Annotated in this window: 12 protein-coding genes; 7 read left to right on the top strand and 5 right to left on the bottom strand. The window is 70.8% G+C overall.

All coding sequences use genetic code 11. The features are described from left to right. The first annotated feature begins 131 nt into the window (after positions 1 to 131). Both OG788_RS06230 and OG788_RS06225 read left to right on the top strand, forming a co-directional pair. The gene (locus OG788_RS06230; protein ID WP_406369447.1) at positions 132 to 1,682 is read left to right on the top strand and encodes an acyl-CoA synthetase; all 1,551 of its coding nucleotides are present in this window, start codon (positions 132 to 134) and stop codon (positions 1,680 to 1,682) included. A gap of 102 nt (positions 1,683 to 1,784) precedes the next feature. Next, positions 1,785 to 3,284: an acyl-CoA synthetase gene (locus OG788_RS06225; protein ID WP_406369446.1), complete on the top strand. Its 1,500-nt coding sequence runs from the start codon at positions 1,785 to 1,787 to the stop codon at positions 3,282 to 3,284. A 94-nt stretch (positions 3,285 to 3,378) separates the two neighbouring features. On the opposite strand, the gene paaK is transcribed toward OG788_RS06225, so the two are convergent. From paaK to OG788_RS06200, 5 genes are all read right to left on the bottom strand, one after another. Next, positions 3,379 to 4,686 carry a phenylacetate--CoA ligase PaaK gene (paaK, locus tag OG788_RS06220; protein ID WP_406369445.1) on the bottom strand — a complete coding sequence of 436 codons (1,308 nt, stop codon included), beginning with the start codon at positions 4,684 to 4,686 and terminating at the stop codon, positions 3,379 to 3,381. Between the two features lie 175 nt (positions 4,687 to 4,861). Beyond that, entirely contained in the window at positions 4,862 to 6,193 is a 1,332-nt protein-coding gene (locus tag OG788_RS06215) for an enolase C-terminal domain-like protein (protein ID WP_406369444.1), read from the bottom strand. Positions 6,194 to 6,307: 114 nt separating this feature from the next. Then, positions 6,308 to 7,267 carry a 5-dehydro-4-deoxyglucarate dehydratase gene (locus OG788_RS06210; RefSeq protein ID WP_406369443.1) on the bottom strand — a complete coding sequence of 320 codons (960 nt, stop codon included), beginning with the start codon at positions 7,265 to 7,267 and terminating at the stop codon, positions 6,308 to 6,310. A 473-nt stretch (positions 7,268 to 7,740) separates the two neighbouring features. Beyond that, positions 7,741 to 9,993, bottom strand: coding sequence for a sulfatase (locus tag OG788_RS06205; protein ID WP_406369442.1), 2,253 nt, complete (start codon positions 9,991 to 9,993; stop codon positions 7,741 to 7,743). A gap of 156 nt (positions 9,994 to 10,149) precedes the next feature. Continuing rightward, positions 10,150 to 11,778, bottom strand: a complete 1,629-nt coding sequence (locus OG788_RS06200) for an acyl-CoA synthetase (RefSeq protein ID WP_406369441.1) — start codon at positions 11,776 to 11,778, stop codon at positions 10,150 to 10,152. A 198-nt stretch (positions 11,779 to 11,976) separates the two neighbouring features. Here OG788_RS06200 and OG788_RS06195 point away from each other — a divergent pair, with 198 nt between their 5' ends. From OG788_RS06195 to OG788_RS06175, 5 genes are all read left to right on the top strand, one after another. Further along, positions 11,977 to 12,777: a crotonase/enoyl-CoA hydratase family protein gene (locus tag OG788_RS06195; RefSeq protein ID WP_406369440.1), complete on the top strand. Its 801-nt coding sequence runs from the start codon at positions 11,977 to 11,979 to the stop codon at positions 12,775 to 12,777. A gap of 78 nt (positions 12,778 to 12,855) precedes the next feature. Continuing rightward, on the top strand, positions 12,856 to 13,797 hold the full coding sequence (locus OG788_RS06190; protein WP_406369439.1) for a Zn-ribbon domain-containing OB-fold protein: 942 nt from the start codon (positions 12,856 to 12,858) through the stop codon (positions 13,795 to 13,797). Then, positions 13,798 to 14,853, top strand: a complete 1,056-nt coding sequence (locus OG788_RS06185; RefSeq protein ID WP_351555081.1) for a thiolase domain-containing protein — start codon at positions 13,798 to 13,800, stop codon at positions 14,851 to 14,853. It begins immediately after the preceding gene. Beyond that, on the top strand, positions 14,850 to 16,016 hold the full coding sequence (locus OG788_RS06180) for a thiolase domain-containing protein (protein ID WP_356756694.1): 1,167 nt from the start codon (positions 14,850 to 14,852) through the stop codon (positions 16,014 to 16,016). Before OG788_RS06185 ends, OG788_RS06180 begins: the two co-directional genes overlap by 4 nt. An 83-nt stretch (positions 16,017 to 16,099) precedes the next feature. Further along, positions 16,100 to 16,342, top strand: coding sequence for a DUF397 domain-containing protein (locus OG788_RS06175; protein WP_028799506.1), 243 nt, complete (start codon positions 16,100 to 16,102; stop codon positions 16,340 to 16,342). Positions 16,343 to 16,409: the final 67 nt, after the last annotated feature.

Genomic DNA, 16,409 nt, shown 5'->3' with positions numbered 1-16,409 from the left:
AGAGCACTGCGATCCGCCCTGACGGCGAATCCCAGCCCGCTGCCCTGCTCCGCAGGAGTCCGTTTCTCCCCCCGCAAGCGGGAGGTACCCCCACCCGGCCCGAAGGCCGGGGTATCTACGGAGGAGTTCCGATGAGCACCGCACCGAACGGCTTCTGGGCCCAGGCCGCCGCGGACCCCGAGCGCGTCGTCCTCGTCACCCCCGAAGGAGAGGAATGGACCGCGGGACGGCTGCACGCGGCCGCCAACGGGCTCGTCCACGGACTGCGTGCCGCCGGCCTCCGGCGCGGCGACTCCTTCGCGGTCGTGCTGCCCAACGGCGTCGAGTTCTTCGTCGCCTTCCTCGCCGCCTCGCAGGCCGGTCTCTACCTCGTCCCCGTGAACCATCACCTCGTCGGCCCCGAGATCGCCTGGATCGTCTCCGACTCCGGCGCCAAGGTCCTCATCGCCCACGAACGGTTCGCCGACGCGGCCCGGCACGCCGCCGACGAGGCGAAGCTCCCCGGGGACCGGCGGTACGCCGTCGGCGCGATCGAGGGCTTCCGGCCGTACGCCGAACTCCTCGACGGGCAGCCCGGTTCCGTGCCCGAGGACCGCACCCTCGGCTGGGTCATGAACTACACCTCGGGTACCACCGGCCGCCCGCGCGGCATCCGGCGCCCGCTGCCCGGAAAGCTCCCCGAGGAGTCGTACCTCGGCGGCTTCCTCGCCATCTTCGGCATCCGGCCGTTCGACGACAACGTGCACCTCGTCTGCTCGCCGCTCTACCACACCGCGGTCCTCCAGTTCGCGGGCGCGTCCCTGCACATCGGCCACCGGCTGGTGCTGATGGACAAGTGGACGCCCGAGGAGATGCTGCGTGTCATCGACGCACACAGGTGCACCCACACCCATATGGTGCCGACCCAGTTCCACCGGCTGCTGGCACTGCCCGACGAGGTCAGAGCCCGCTACGACGTCTCCTCCATGCGGCACGCCATCCATGGCGCGGCCCCGTGCCCGGACCATGTGAAACGGGCCATGATCGAGTGGTGGGGCGACAGCGTCGAGGAGTACTACGCGGCCAGCGAGGGGGGAGGAGCCTTCGCGACCGCCGAGGACTGGCTCAAGAAACCCGGCACCGTCGGCAAGGCGTGGCCCATCAGCGAGCTGGCGGTCTTCGACGACGACGGCAACCGGCTGCCGCCCGGTGAACTCGGCACCGTCTACATGAAGATGAGCACCGGCGGATTCTCGTACCACAAGGACGAGAACAAGACCCGGAAGAACCGCATCGGAGACTTCTTCACCGTCGGCGACCTGGGTCTTCTCGACGAGGACGGCTATCTCTTCCTCCGTGACCGCAAGATCGACATGATCATCTCGGGCGGGGTCAACATCTACCCGGCCGAGATCGAGGCGGCACTGCTCACCCACCCCGCCGTCGCCGACGCGGCAGCTTTCGGCATCCCGCACGACGACTGGGGCGAGGAGGTCAAGGCGGTGGTCGAGGCGGCGCCGGGCCACGAGGCCGGTCCGGCGCTCGCCGCCGACATCCTCGGCCACTGCGAACGCCTGCTCGCCGGGTACAAGCGGCCCAAGAGCGTCGACTTCATCGCGACCATGCCCCGCGACCCCAACGGAAAGCTGTACAAGCGCCGTCTGCGGGACCCCTACTGGGAGGGCCGCACCCGGGCGATGTGACGCAGGGACCTTCCCCGACCCCGGCGCACCCGCCGCGCCGTCCCGCCTGGAGGACGTGCGGTGACTTGACCTCCCCGTTCCCTGGGCCGAGGATCACGTGACATGACGCCTGGACACGGCAGTACGGTTGACGGGGTGCTGCGCCGCAGCGCACGGCGCACACCCGCGCGGCGCGCGGTCGACTACCGCGAGCGCTCCTGGACGTACGCGGAACTCGACGAGGCCGTCTCCCGCGCCGCGACCGTCCTCCTCGACGAGGGGCTGGTCCCCGGCGACCGCGTCGGCGCCTACGGCCACAACTCGGACGCCTATCTGATCGGCTTCCTCGCCTGCGCCCGTGCCGGACTCGTCCACGTCCCGGTCAACCAGAACCTGACCGGCGACGATCTCGGCTACATCGTCGGCCAGTCGGGCAGCACCCTCGTCCTGGCCGACCCCGATCTCGCCGACCGGCTCCCGGACGGCGTACGGACCCTGCCGCTGCGCGACGCCGACGACTCGCTCCTCGCGCGGCTGGACACGGCACTTCCGTACGACGGTGAGGAGCCGCGCGGCGACACGCTCGTGCAGCTCCTCTACACCTCGGGCACCACCGCGCTGCCCAAGGGCGCGATGATGACGCACCGTGCCCTGGTGCACGAGTACCTGAGCGCGATCACCGCCCTCGATCTGAGTGCCGGGGACCTGCCGGTCCATTCGCTGCCGCTCTACCACTCGGCGCAGATGCACGTGTTCCTGCTGCCCTACCTCGCGATCGGCGCTTCGAACACCATCCTCGACTCGCCGGACGCGGGTCAGATCTTCGACCTCATCGAGGCGGGCCGGGCGGACAGCCTCTTCGCGCCGCCCACCGTGTGGATCGGTCTGTCGAACCGCCCCGACTTCGCCGACCGCGACCTGAGCGGCCTGCGCAAGGCCTACTACGGGGCGTCGATCATGCCGGTCCCCGTCCTGGAACGGCTGCGTGAACGGCTGCCGAAGCTGGCCTTCTACAACTGCTTCGGCCAGAGCGAGATCGGCCCCCTCGCCACCGTCCTCGCACCCGACGAGCACAAGGGCCGGATGGACTCGTGCGGACGCCCGGTGCTGTTCGTGGACGCGCGGGTGGTCGACGAGGACGGCAAGGACGTGCCCGACGGGACACCGGGCGAAGTCGTCTACCGCTCACCGCAGTTGTGCGAGGGCTACTGGGACAAGCCCGAGGAGACGGCCGAGGCGTTCCGCGACGGCTGGTTCCACTCGGGGGACCTCGCCGTCCGCGACGCCCACGGGTACTTCACCGTCGTGGACCGGGTGAAGGACGTCATCAACTCCGGTGGCGTCCTGGTCGCCTCACGGCAGGTGGAGGACGCGCTGTACACCCACGAGCAGGTCGCCGAAGTGGCCGTCGTCGGGCTCCCCGACGAGCGCTGGATCGAGGCCGTCACCGCGGTCGTCGTCCCCCGGGGCGAAGTCACCGAGGACGAACTGATCGCCCACGCACGCGAGAAGCTCGCCCCCTTCAAGGCACCCAAGCGGGTCCTGTTCGTGGACGAGCTGCCCCGCAACGCCAGCGGCAAGATCCTGAAGCGGGAGCTGCGGGACCGGTTCGGCGGGATCTGACGGGCGCCGGCGACGCGGCTCCCTCCCGACAGGGAGACGTGCGGGGCCGGTTCGGCGACCGCTGGGGTGCCGGGGAACGCGTGGCCACGGCCGGTCACGGGCGCGGGCGCAGGTCCACGATCCGCTTGAGCTTGCCCACCGACCGCTCCAGCGACTCCGGTTCGACGATCTCCACCGTGACCGAGACACCGATCCCGTCCTTGATACCCGCGGTGATCGCCCGCGCCGCCGCCTCCCGCGTCTCGGGCGTGGCGCCGGACCGCGCCTCGGCCCGTACGGTGAGAGCGTCGAGACGGCCCTCACGGGTCAGCCGGAGCTGGAAGTGCGGGGCGACCCCGGGCGTCCGCAGCACGATCTCCTCGATCTGCGTCGGGAAGAGATTGACCCCCCGCAGGATCACCATGTCGTCACTGCGCCCGGTGATCTTCTCCATCCGGCGGAAGACCCGCGCCGTGCCGGGCAGCAGGCGCGTCAAGTCCCGTGTCCGGTAACGGATCACGGGCATGGCCTCCTTGGTGAGCGAGGTGAACACCAGCTCGCCCTCCTCGCCGTCCGGCAGCACCTCACCGGTGATGGGGTCGACGACCTCCGGGTAGAAGTGGTCCTCCCAGATGTGCAGACCGTCCTTGGTCTCCACGCACTCCTGGGCGACACCCGGGCCGATGACCTCCGAGAGGCCATATATGTCCACCGCGTCGATCGCGAACCGCTCCTCGATCTCGCGGCGCATCTCCTCGGTCCACGGCTCGGCTCCGAAGACCCCGACGCGCAGCGAGGTGCCGCGCGGGTCCACACCCTGCCGCTCGAACTCGTCGAGCAGTGTCAGCATGTACGAGGGTGTCACCATGATGATCTGGGGCTTCAGGTCCTGGATCAGCTGGACCTGACGTGCCGTCATGCCGCCGGACGCGGGGATCACCGTACAGCCGAGCCGTTCCGCGCCGTAGTGGGCGCCGAGTCCGCCCGTGAACAGCCCGTATCCGTAGGCGATGTGGACCTTGTCGCCGGGCCGGCCGCCCGCAGCGCGGATCGAACGGGCCACCATGTCGGCCCACATGGACAGGTCGTTCTCCGTGTAGCCGACGACCGTCGGGCGCCCGGTCGTCCCGCTCGACGCGTGGAGGCGCCGGATCCGGTCCTGCGGCACGGCGAACATTCCGTACGGGTAGTTCTCGCGCAGATCCGCCTTCGTCGTGAAGGGGAACCGTGCCAGGTCGGCGAGCGAGCGGCAGTCGTCCGGGCGCAGCCCGGCCTTGTCGAAGGACTCCCGGTAGAAGGGAACGTTCTCGTACGCGTGGCGCAGTGACGCGCGCAGCCGCTCCAGCTGGAGGGCCCGCAACCCCTCCGCGTCGAGCCGTTCGCCCGCGTCGAGCAGGTCCTTCGCGTCCGTCGAGCCCGCCATCGCGACTTCTCCCTCGCCAACCGTGCGATTCCGGACGACCGATCATTCGGTCGTTCTGTTCTGGATCAGTAATTCAGGTGTCCAGCGTCAGTGCAAGGGGTCGGCGGCGCTTTTTGCGGGAGCGGGGGAAAGGGGGCGCGGGGGAGTGCGGGAGGGGGGTGGCCGGGGGTGACGGTCAACGCACCATGGCGGGGCGCTTGGCGTCGAACTCCCACCCGGGGACGAGGTGGCGCATCCCGACGGCGTCGTCCCGGGCGCCGAGCGACTCGTTCAGGTACAGCTCGTGCGCCGCCAGGAGCCGGTCCATGTCCAGCTGGACGCCGAGACCGGGGGAGTCCGGGAGCGCGATCTCGCCGTCGACGATGCGCGGCGGGGCGACCGTGAGCCGCTCCAGACCCTCCTGCCAGATCCAGTGGGTGTCGAGGGCGTTGTAGGGGCCCGGTGCCGCGGCTCCGCAGTGCGTGACCATGGCGAGCGAGATGTCGAAGTGGTTGTTCGAGTGGCAGCCCCAGGTCAGGCCCATCGCGTTGCACAGCTGGGCCACGCGCACCGAGCCCCGCATGGTCCAGAAGTGCGGGTCGGCCAGCGGGATGGAGACCGACTGGAGGGCCAGGGCGTGGGTCAGCTGCCGCCAGTCCGTGGCGATCATGTTGGTCGCCGTCGGCAGCCCCGTCGCCCGGCGGAACTCGGCCAGGATCTCCCGCCCCGAGTAGCCGTCCTCGGCGCCGCAGGGGTCCTCGGCGTAGGCGAGTGTGCCGACCAGCGGCTCGCACAGCTCGATCGCCTCGCGCAGCGACCAGGCGCCATTGGGGTCGAGCGTGATCCGGGCTTCGGGGAAGCGGTCCTTCAGCGCGCGGACCGCCCGGACCTCCTCGGCGCCCTCCAGGACGCCGCCCTTGAGCTTGAAGTCCTGGAAGCCGTACAGATCGTGGGCGGCCTCGGCCTGCCGGACGATCGCCCCGGGCGTGAGGGCCTCCTCGTGCCGCAGGCGGTACCAGTCCACCTCCGAGTCGCTCTCCCGGGCGTAGGCCAGATCCGTGCGGTCCGGGTCGCCGACGTAGAAGAGGTAGCCCAGCACCCGTACGCGGTCGCGTTGGAGGCCGTCGCCGAGGAGGGCGGCGACCGGGACGTCGAGATGCTGGCCGAGCAGGTCGAGGAGAGCGGACTCGACCGCGGTGACGGCATGGACGGTCGTCCGCAGGTCGAAGGTCTGGGCGCCGCGCCCACCGGCGTCGCGGTCGCGGAAGCGGTCCCCGATCTCGCGCAGGACGCGCTGGTAGTCGCCCACCTTCGCGCCGAGCACGAGGGGCTGCGCGTCGCGCAGTGTCCGGGTGATCTTCTCGCCGCCGGGCACCTCACCGAGCCCGGTCCGCCCCTCGGAATCCTTGAGGACGACGACATTGCGGGTGAAATAGGGGCCGTGGGCGCCCGACAGGTTCAGCTCCATGCAGTCCCGTCCCGCGACCGGGTAGACGGAGAACTCGGTGATCGTAGGTTGCTGGCTCATCATCAGAATCCTTGTGTACGGGGGTGACCGAGGCCGGTGATCACAGAATGACGGCGACGGGCCGGGCGGGCGGACGGGCCGCCCCGAGTCCCCCGGGACCGTCCCCCGTGCGCTTCAGGCGGGTCGGCGTGTGGCTCCGACGAGCGCCAGCCCGGTGTCGAGGAGGTGCTCCAGGGCGGCGAGATCGGCCGGATCGGGATCGGTGAGCGGCGCGCGCACCGGGCCGACCGGAAGGCCCCGCAGCCGGGCCGCGGCCTTGACCAGCGAGACCGCGTAGCCGGGCACCCGGTCGCGCAGTTCGACGAGCGGGACGTAGAAGTCCCGCAGCAGCTTGGTCACGGTCGCCTCGTCGCCGGACCGCAGTGCGGCGAAGCAGGCGTCGGCGATCTCGGGAGCGAAGGCGTGGACGGCCGACGAATAGGCCGGGACGCCGACGGCGGCGTACGCGCGGGCCTGGATCTCGGCGGTGGCCGCTCCGTTGAAGAACAGGAAGCCGTCGGGCGCGGCGAGCGTCAGGCGCTGGAGGCGGTCGAGGTCGCTGTGGCCGTCCTTGAGCCCGATGACGGTGGGGATCGCCGCGATGGCGCGCAGCCCCTCGGGCGTGAAGGCGACCGGGCCCCGCTGATACGCGATGAGCGGCAGCCGCGTGCCGGCGGCGATCCGGCGCAGCTGCTCGACCAGGCCGCCTTCCGGGGCCTCGACGAGGTAGTGGGGCAGCACCAGGAGGGCGTCCGCTCCGGCCTCCTCCGCGATCCGCGCGAACCGCAGCGCCTGCGCCCAGCCGTAGCCGACGCCCGCGACCACGGGCAGGCGGCCGTCGGCGATCTCGACGGTCGCGGTGACGACAGCGCGGTATTCGTCCTCGTCCAGCGCGCTGAACTCGCCGGTCCCACAGGCAGGGAAGACCGCGCCCGGCGCCGTGGCCAACTGGGCGGCCAGATAGGTCCGGTAGGAGTCCGGATCGAGGTCGCCGTCCTCCGTGAAGCTCGTGAGCGGGAAGGACAGCACCCCGCTCACCATGCCGTCCCGCAGCCGCTCGACCACGCGCTCGTGCTCCACGCTGAACCCCGCCATGAGCCCCATCCCTATATACAGATGTCGTCTATGTATGCGAACACAGGTTACGTTCGTGAACCCTTGGGGGTCAATGGATACGGCGACGTGGATTCACGGCGGGCGCTGAAGGAGAGCGCCGCTGCTCCGCAGTGCTCCGTCGGCGATCCTGACTCGGCTGCCGACCTCTGGTTCTTCTGCAGGGTCCGGGTGGCACCCGCGATGACGGCGGACGTGAGCGCCCAGCCGAACGCGATCGGCAGACAGGCCGGCCGGTGGAGGCTGCTTCGGCGCACGCGGACGGGGACCCGTTCCGTCCGTTCCCTCTGGTGTTTCCGGGGCGGGGCTTTAGGGGGCGACGAGCCGGGAACGCCGACGCCCGCGGCCGTGGAGGTCGCGGGCGTCGGCGGTGGCGCGGCGGAGCCGGGGGGCTTCCGCTGCTGGGGAGGGTGACTTGCGGCGGGCCGGGACGTGCCCGGCCGGTCGCGGGGCGGTCAGGGCGTCGGCGTCGCCGCGGCGGTGCCGGGATGCGGGCCGTAGGCCGTCATGAAGCGGTCGCGGAAGGTGTCCATGCGCCACTCCGGCGCGTTCTTGGAGGGCTTCAGGCCGTCCGTCCAGCCCCAGTCGGAGATCCTGTCCAGCACCTTCGGGTCCTTCGCGACGATCGTGACGGGCACGTCCCGGCTCGTGCTGCCGGCGGTGACGGTCGGCACGGGCTGGTGGTCGCCGAGGAAGACCAGCACGGTGTTCTTGTCGCCGTACTTCTCGACGTACTGGGTGAGGCTGTGCAGCGAGTACTCGATGGCGTTGCGGTACTCCCTGCGCACGCTCTCCGGGTTCTTCCAGACCTCCTTGGGGTCCTTGCCCTCCTTCTTGATCTGGTTGTAGACCGAGCCGTCGCCGAGGTCGTTCCAGTCGATCATGTGGGCGATCGGCGCCCAGGGGTTGTGGCTGGAGGCGAGGATGATCTCGGCCATCATCGGCTTGCGGTTCTTCTTGCCGTGCTCCAGACGCTCGAACGCCCCCAGGCTGAACTGGTCGGGCACGGGCGTCCAGCTGAAGTACGGGCCGTTGTAGCCGAGGTGCTCGGAGTCGTAGATGCGGTCGAGGCCGAAGAACTTGCCCTCCGGCCAGGCGCGGCGGACACCCGGCACGATGCCGACGGTGTCCCAGGCGCCCGTCTTCTGGAAGTACTTGGTGAGCGTGTTCCGGTCGCTCGTGGTCAGACTCCGGTAGCGCTGCTGGTTCTTGATCCACAGTCCGGAAAGGAAGGTGGAGTGGGCCAGCCAGCTGCCGGCGCCCGTGACGGGCGAGCGCAGCCAGGCGCTGCGCGAGGAGAACCCGGCCGACTTCAGCCCGCTGGTCCCTTCGGAGAGGACCGAGTCGATCTCCTTGGACATCGCCGGGTCGTCGATCGCCGTGCGGCCGTAGCTCTCGATGAAGGTGAACAGCACGTCCTTGCCGCGCAGTCCGGTCAGCAGCTGATCCGGCGGGGTGTCGGCGAAGGCGTCGACGGACGCCTGCTTCGCGAAGATCTGGCCGTCGTGCAGGCTCGCCTGCACCTGGTCCACCCGGTTCTGGACGATCGTGGCGTTCATCTGGGACGCCACGGGTACGTCGGTGAACTGCACGCCGAGCGTCACACAGGTGATCCAGGCGGTGCCGAGGATCAGGGTGGTGCGGGTGGCGACGGGCCGGTGACGGACCATGACGTCGGTCAGCCGCGCGACCGCGAGCGTCATGAGGACGAGCAGGGCGATGACGAGCACGACGACCGCGATCACGGCGACGATCTCACCGGAGCGGCCGAAGGACTCCTTCACCCAGTCCGCGGCGTTCTCGAACAGGATCCAGTCCAGGACCAGGTCGAACGGCCGGGCCATGACCGAGTAGAAGCCCATGTCCACGAACTTCAGGATGGTCACCAGGCCGAGCAGTGCCCCCACGACGTACGACGTGATGCGCCTCGGCTTCGGCGGCAGCGCCAGCAGCAGGGCGGCGAGGAGGACTCCCTCCGCCGGGATGCGCACGAAGGCGCCCAATTCGAGGCGTTCGAGCTTGTTCGGCACGAGGAGGCCGAAGAGTACGAGTGCGGCGGCGAGCACCGTCGTCCCGACGGTCACGACCCGCGCCACCTGGGGATACTTGGCCAGGCGGCCCCGCAGGACGCCCCGCCCACCTGCGGCCTTCTCGGAGACGCCATCGTCCCCGTCGCCCCCGGCCCCGTCGCCCTTCTCGGAGCGGCCGCCCCGGTCGGCATCGCCATCGGCCCTCTCGGGGACGCCATCGCCCCCGGCGGCATCGGCGTCGGCCTTCTCGGACCGGTCGTCGCCCGCGTCGCCATCCGCGTGGGCCGCCTCGGAAACGCCGTCGGTGTCGGCATCGGCCTTCGCCGGGGCGTCGCTTGCCGCCGCACCCGCCGCCGCGTCGGTGCCCGCGGGGGCCTCCACCGTGCTCACCGTCTTGTCCGAGTCCACGGCGCCCGCACCCGCGGTCCCATCGGTGTCCAGGTCATCCGCTACCGCGGGCCCGTCGGCTTCCGCGTCGTCCGTACGCACGCTGCCGTCGGCTTCCGTGTCGTCCGTTCCCGCGATCGCGTCGGCGTCCGGGGCGGCAGGTCCGGGCGCCGGTCCGGTCTCCGGCTCCGCATCAGCGGGCGTTCCGGTCGCCGTACGGGCGTCCGGATGCGGCTCCGTCTCCTTCTCCGGTTGTTCCGGCAGTTGACTGGAGCGCGTGATGTGCGACACGCCGATGGTCCTTCCGTACGAAGCCCCGCGATGACACGACGGACACGCCCCGGGGCAAGGCAGGTGTGCCATCTTCCGTACGGCCGATCTTCACCCATCGTTCAGCCGCGAGGGTCAATCGCGGGCAAAGAGTACGCCGGGTGAAGGGTGTTCCGTTCAGTGCGTGGCGTTCGCGGCGACCGACCGGGCCCAGCGGTAGTCCGCCTTGCCGCTCGGGGAGCGCTGGATGGAGTCGGCGATGACGAGCCGGCGCGGGATCTTGTAGCCCGCGAGGTGGGTGCGGCAGTGCGTCTGGATGTCGTCGAGGGAAGGTGAGGGCGCGCCCTCCCGCAGCTGGACGACGGCCGCCACGCGGTTGCCCCACTTGGGGTCGGGCACTCCGGCGACCAGCGCGTCGTACACGTCCGGGTGCGACTTGAGGGCCTGTTCGACCTCTTCGGGGTAGACCTTCTCGCCGCCGGTGTTGATGCACTGCGAGCCGCGGCCGAGGACGGTGACGATCCCCTCCTCGTCGACCGTGGCCATGTCGCCGAGCAGCACCCAGCGCTCGTCGCCCTTCCGGAAGAAGGTCTCGGCGGTCTTCTTGGGGTCGTTGTAGTAGCCGAGGGGCACATGGCCGCGCTGTGCGACCCGCCCCGGCTCGCCGACGGTGACCGGCTCGTGGGTGACCGGATCCACCACCTGCGTACGGGAGTTCACCCGTATCCGGAAGCCGCGCTCCGGGCCGGAGTCGGGTGTCGCGGTGCCGTTGAAGCCGGACTCGGAGGAGCCGAAGTTGTTGAGCAGCATCACGTTCGGGACGAGCGCCTGGAACTGTTCGCGCACGGTGTCCGACATGATCGCGCCGGACGAGGACACGCTGAACAGCGCGGAGCAGTCCGTGCCCTTCAGAGGCCCGTTCAGCGCGTCGATCAGCGGCCGCAGCATCGCGTCCCCGACCAGCGACACGCTGGTCACCCGCTCCCTCTCGATCGTCCGCAGCACTTCCTCGGGCGCGAACTTGCGGTGGAGCACCACGCGTTGGCCGAAGTTGAAGGCGATGAAAGCGGTGAGCGTCGACGTGCCGTGCATCAGCGGGGGAGTGGGGAAGAAGGTGATCCCCGCGCCGCCGGCGGCGACCCGCTCGGCGAGCTCCTCCGGCCTCGTGACCGGATCGCCGGTCGGCGCGCCACCGCCGAGGCCGGCGAAGAACAGGTCCTCCTGCCGCCACATCACTCCCTTGGGCATCCCCGTGGTGCCGCCGGTGTAGATGATGAACTGGTCGTCCGCGGAACGCGCGGGGAAGCCCCGCACGGGTGACCCGGCGGCCGCGGCGTCGGCGAAGTCCACCATGCTCATCGCGTCAGGCGCGTCCGCTCCGGACGCCGGGGTGCCCACCCGGACGAGGTGCCGCAGCCGCGGGGCGCGTGGCCGTGCCGCCGCCACCCGGTCGGTGAACTCCGCGTCGAAGACCAGCGCCGCCAGATCGGCGTCCTGGTAGAGGTAGGCCAGCTCCTCTTCCACATAGCGGTAGTTGACGTTGACCGGTACGACGCGCGCCTTCAGGCAGGCCAGCACGGTCTGGAGGTACTCGATGCCGTTGTAGAGGTGGAGGCCGAGGTGCTCGCCCGGGCGGATCCCGCTGTCGATCAGGTGGTGCGCGACACGATTCGCGGCCGCGTCGAGCTGCGCGTACGTCAGGCGGCGCTCCGCGCCCGTGCCGGGGCGGTCGATGTACACGAGGGCCTCGCGGTCCGGGACCACGTCGACGACCGACTCGAACAGGTCGGCAAGGTTGTACTCCACCGTTCCTCCTGACCGTCTGCGTCCGTGGCCGGGTGCCCCGGGGCGTGTCCGCCCTGGGCGTCCGACGGTCATCAGAGCAAAGCCGGACCGAACTGGGAAGGGTCCCGGCACAAGAAATCTGACTGTCTGTCAGAAAACCCTTGTACTGGCTCGACGCCTCCTGCAACCTGTTCTCGTTCCTGAGACGGGAGGACGGCAATGGGTGGGACGGAACACCTCACCGTGCAGCGCGAAGGCGCCACACTGGTGCTCACGCTCAACAGGCCCGAGGCCAAGAACGCGCTCTCGCTGCCGATGCTGGTCGGTCTGTACGACGGCTGGATCGAGGCCGACGAGGACGACGCGATCCGCTCGATCGTGCTCACCGGCGCCGGCGGATCCTTCTGTGCCGGGATGGACCTCAAGGCGCTGGCCGGAAGGGGCATGGAGGGCGAGCAGTACCGGGACCGGCTCAAGGCCGACCCCGATCTCCACTGGAAGGCCATGCTGCGCCACCACCGCCCCCGCAAACCGGTGATCGCAGCCGTCGAGGGGTACTGCGTCGCGGGCGGCACCGAGATTCTCCAGGGCACCGACATCCGGGTCGCGGGAGCCTCCGCCACCTTCGGGCTCTTCGAGGTGAGGCGCGGACTCTTCCCGATCGGCGGCTCGACGGTCCGGCTGCAACGCCAGATCCCGCGCACCCACGCCCTCGAGATGCTCCTCACGGGACGCCCGTACTCCGCCGAGGAGGCCGCGGGCATCGGCCTGATCGGTCATGTCGTGCCCGACGGGACCGCGCTCGACAAGGCCCTCGCCGTCGCCGAGCAGATCAACGCCTGCGGCCCGCTCGCGGTCGAGGCCGTCAAGGCGTCCGTGTACGAGACCGCCGAGCTGAGCGAGACCGACGGCCTGGCAGCCGAACTGCGGCGCGGCTGGCCGGTATTCGACACCGCCGACGCCAAGGAGGGCTCCCGGGCCTTCACCGAGAAGCGCCCGCCGGTCTACCGGCGCGCCTGACCCACGTGCCCGCGCCCGGACGCGTCCGACCCGCCCCGCGGACGCGGCGCGTCCGGCCCTCGGAAGGAGAGATACGGGATGCCCGAAGTCCTCAAAGCCCCCCTCGTCGTCGAGTTCCCCTTCACCCGCTCGCTCGGGCCCGTGCAGAGCGCGTTCCTCACGGGCCTGCGCGAGCAGGTCGTCCTCGGTGTACGGACCGCCGACGGCCGCACGCTCGTCCCGCCCGTCGAGTACGACCCCGTCACCGCGGAGGAGATACGCGACCTCGTCGAGGTCGCCCCCACCGGCACCGTCACCACCTGGGCCTGGAACCACGAACCCCGCCGCGGCCAACCCCTCGGCACGCCCTTCGCCTGGGTCCTGGTCCAGCTCGACGGAGCGGACACGGGCCTGCTTCACGCCCTCGACGCCCCCGGCCCCGACGCCGTGCGCACCGGGATGCGCGTCCGCGTCCGCTGGGCCCGCGAACGCTCCGGCGCGATCACCGACATCGCCTGTTTCGAGCCCTACGACGGCGCGCCCGGCGAACTCACGGGCCACGACGGCAGGTTCGAGGACATGGTGACCGGAATCGTCGCCCCCGCACGGCTCGACTACGTCTACTCGCCGGGCCGCGCCCAGGCCGCCTACATCGCGAGCCTCTCCGAGCGGCGGACCGTCGGCGAGCGCTGCCCGTCCTGCCACAAGGTGTACGTCCCGCCCAAGGGAGCGTGCCCCACCTGCGGCGTGGCCACCTCCGAACAGGTCGAGGTCGGACCGCGCGGCACCGTCACCACGTACTGCATCGTCAACATCAAGGCGAAGAACCTCGACATCGAAGTGCCGTACGTATACGCCCACATCGCCCTCGACGGCGCGGGCCTCGCGCTGCACGGCCGGATCGGCGGCATCCCCTACGACGAGGTCCGCATGGGCCTGCGCGTGGAGCCGGTGTGGACGGAGGGCGGCCGCTACCCGGACCACTACCGGCCCACCGGGGAGCCCGACGCGGACTACGAGACGTACAAGGAGATGCTGTAGATGCGGACCGTCAGGGACATCGCCGTCGTCGCCTTCGGGCAGACCGACCACCGGCGCACCTCCGACGAGCTCTCCGAGGTCGAGATGCTCCTCCCGGTCCTGCACGACGTCCTCGACCGGACGGGCCTGCAGACCAGCGACATCGGCTTCACCTGCTCCGGCTCCACGGACTACCTCGCGGGCCGCGCCTTCTCCTTCACCATGGCGCTCGACGGCGTCGGCGCCTGGCCGCCGATCAGCGAGTCGCACGTCGAGATGGACGGCGCCTGGGCGCTGTACGAGGCGTGGACCAAGCTGCTGACCGGTGACGCCGACACCGCGCTCGTGTACGCGTACGGCAAGTCGTCGCCCGGGTCCGTGCGCGACGTGCTGACCCGGCAGCTGGACCCGTACTACCTGGCCCCGCTGTGGCCCGACTCGGTCGCCCTCGCCGCGCTCCAGGCGCAGGCGCTCATCGACGCGGGCGAGACCGACGAACTCGCGCTCGCCTCGGTCGCCGCCCGGAGCCGGACGTCCGCGACCGCCAACTCCCACGCGCAACTGCGGGGTTCGGTGCCGCAGGGCGACTATCTCGTACGACCGCTGCGCACCGGCGACTGCCCGCCCATCGGTGACGGCGTCGCCGCCGTGATCCTCGCCGCGGGAGACCGGGCACGCGACCTCTGCGAGCGGCCCGCCTGGATCCGGGGCATCGACCACCGCATCGAGGCGCACTCCCTCGGAGTGCGCGACCTGACCGACTCGCCGTCCACGCGGCTGGCCGCCGAACGGGCCGGCGCCTTCGAACGGCCGGTCGACACCGCCGAGTTGCACGCCCCCTTCACCTCCCAGGAAGTGGTCCTGCGCAAGGCGCTGCGGCTGGACGACAGCGTGCGAATCAACCCGTCGGGTGGGGCGCTCGCCGCCAACCCGGTCATGGCGGCCGGGCTCATTCGCATCGGCGAGGCCGCCGTGCGTGTCCACCGCGGGGAGTCCGACCGGGCGCTCGCCCACGCCACCTCGGGCCCCTGCCTCCAACAGAACCTGGTCGCCGTACTCGAAGGGGATGCCCGATGAGCAAGGAGCCCGTGGCCGTCGTAGGCATCGGCCAGACCAAGCACGTGGCGGCGCGGCGGGACGTGTCCATCGCGGGACTCGTCCGGGAGGCCGCGCAACGAGCTCTGGACGACGCCGAGTTGACGTGGGCCGACATCGACGCCGTGGTCATCGGGAAGGCGCCCGACTTCTTCGAGGGCGTCATGATGCCCGAGCTCTACCTCGCCGACGCGCTCGGCGCCGTCGGCAAACCGATGCTGCGCGTCCACACGGCGGGCTCCGTCGGCGGGTCCACGGCCCTCGTCGCCACGAACCTCGTCGCGGGCCGGGTCCACGGCACGGTCCTGACCCTGGCCTACGAGAAGCAGTCCGAGTCGAACGCCATGTGGGGCCTGTCCCTGCCCATCCCCTTCCAGCAGCCGCTGCTGGCCGGCGCCGGAGGCTTCTTCGCACCGCACGTGCGCGCCTACATGCGGCGCACCGGCGCGCCCGACACCGTCGGCTCGCTCGTCGCGTACAAGGACCGGCGCAACGCGCTGAAGAACCCCTACGCGCACCTCCACGAGCACGACATCACCCTGGAGAAGGTCCAGGCCTCGCCCATGCTCTGGGACCCGATCCGCTACTCGGAGACCTGCCCCTCCTCCGACGGAGCCTGCGCGATGATCCTCACCGACCGCGCGGGAGCCGCCCGTTCACCGCGCCCGCCCGCCTGGCTGCACGGCGGCGCGATGCGCAGCGAACCGACCCTCTTCGCCGGCAAGGACTTCGTGTCCCCGCAGGCCGGCAAGGACTGCGCGGCGGACGTGTACCGCCAGGCGGGCATAGCGGATCCCCGCCGTGACATCGACGCCGTCGAGATGTACGTGCCCTTCTCCTGGTACGAGCCGATGTGGCTGGAGAACCTCGGCTTCGCCGAGGAGGGCGAGGGGTGGAAGCTCACCGAGTCGGGAGTGACCGAACTCGAGGGCGACCTGCCCGTCAACATGTCGGGCGGGGTGCTCTCCACCAATCCGATCGGCGCTTCCGGCATGATCCGCTTCGCCGAAGCGGCACTCCAGGTGCGCGGTCAGGCCGGAGAGCACCAGGTCGACGGGGCTCGCCGCGTGCTCGGCCACGCCTACGGCGGCGGATCCCAGTTCTTCTCCATGTGGCTGGTCGGCGCCGCGCCGCCCGCCTCCTGAAACCGTCCCCCTCACGTGGCCTGTCCGCCATCGGGACCGATCGCTAGGCTGGCCGCGGACGACGAACCGGGAGGAGCACGGACGTGGCCGAAAGCACCATCGAGCAACACCCGCTCGCGGGCTGGGACAAGCCTGAGCTGGACCTGAGCAACGCCGAATGGCAGTCCAGCAGCCGAGGGCGGGGGGACGTCCAGATCGCTTTTGTCGAGGGCTTCATCGCGATGCGCAACAGTGGCCGCCCACAGAGCCCTTCCTTGATCTTCACACCCGCGGAGTGGGGGGCGTTCGTATCGGGAGCCCGCGAGGGCGAGTTCGACCTGACCTGAACCGACGACCGCCGGGCCCTCCCGCCCCGCCCCCTGCCGGGGAGGGGTGGCGGCCTGACGTGCCGCC

Origin of the sequence: Streptomyces sp. NBC_00647, assembly GCF_045207245.1 — a bacterium.
GTDB lineage: Bacteria > Actinomycetota > Actinomycetes > Streptomycetales > Streptomycetaceae > Streptomyces.
This window is presented reverse-complemented; position numbering and strand designations above follow the sequence as displayed.

Coding starts and splice junctions, on each gene's coding strand:
- OG788_RS06180 (WP_356756694.1), top strand. CDS start 14,850: ATGAGCAAGGAGCCCGTGGCCGTCGTAGGCATCGGCCAGACCAAGCAC.
- OG788_RS06195 (WP_406369440.1), top strand. CDS start 11,977: ATGGGTGGGACGGAACACCTCACCGTGCAGCGCGAAGGCGCCACACTG.
- OG788_RS06185 (WP_351555081.1), top strand. CDS start 13,798: ATGCGGACCGTCAGGGACATCGCCGTCGTCGCCTTCGGGCAGACCGAC.
- OG788_RS06190 (WP_406369439.1), top strand. CDS start 12,856: ATGCCCGAAGTCCTCAAAGCCCCCCTCGTCGTCGAGTTCCCCTTCACC.
- OG788_RS06230 (WP_406369447.1), top strand. CDS start 132: ATGAGCACCGCACCGAACGGCTTCTGGGCCCAGGCCGCCGCGGACCCC.
- OG788_RS06215 (WP_406369444.1), bottom strand. CDS start 6,193: ATGAGCCAGCAACCTACGATCACCGAGTTCTCCGTCTACCCGGTCGCG.
- OG788_RS06210 (WP_406369443.1), bottom strand. CDS start 7,267: ATGGCGGGGTTCAGCGTGGAGCACGAGCGCGTGGTCGAGCGGCTGCGG.
- OG788_RS06225 (WP_406369446.1), top strand. CDS start 1,785: ATGACGCCTGGACACGGCAGTACGGTTGACGGGGTGCTGCGCCGCAGC.
- paaK (WP_406369445.1), bottom strand. CDS start 4,686: ATGGCGGGCTCGACGGACGCGAAGGACCTGCTCGACGCGGGCGAACGG.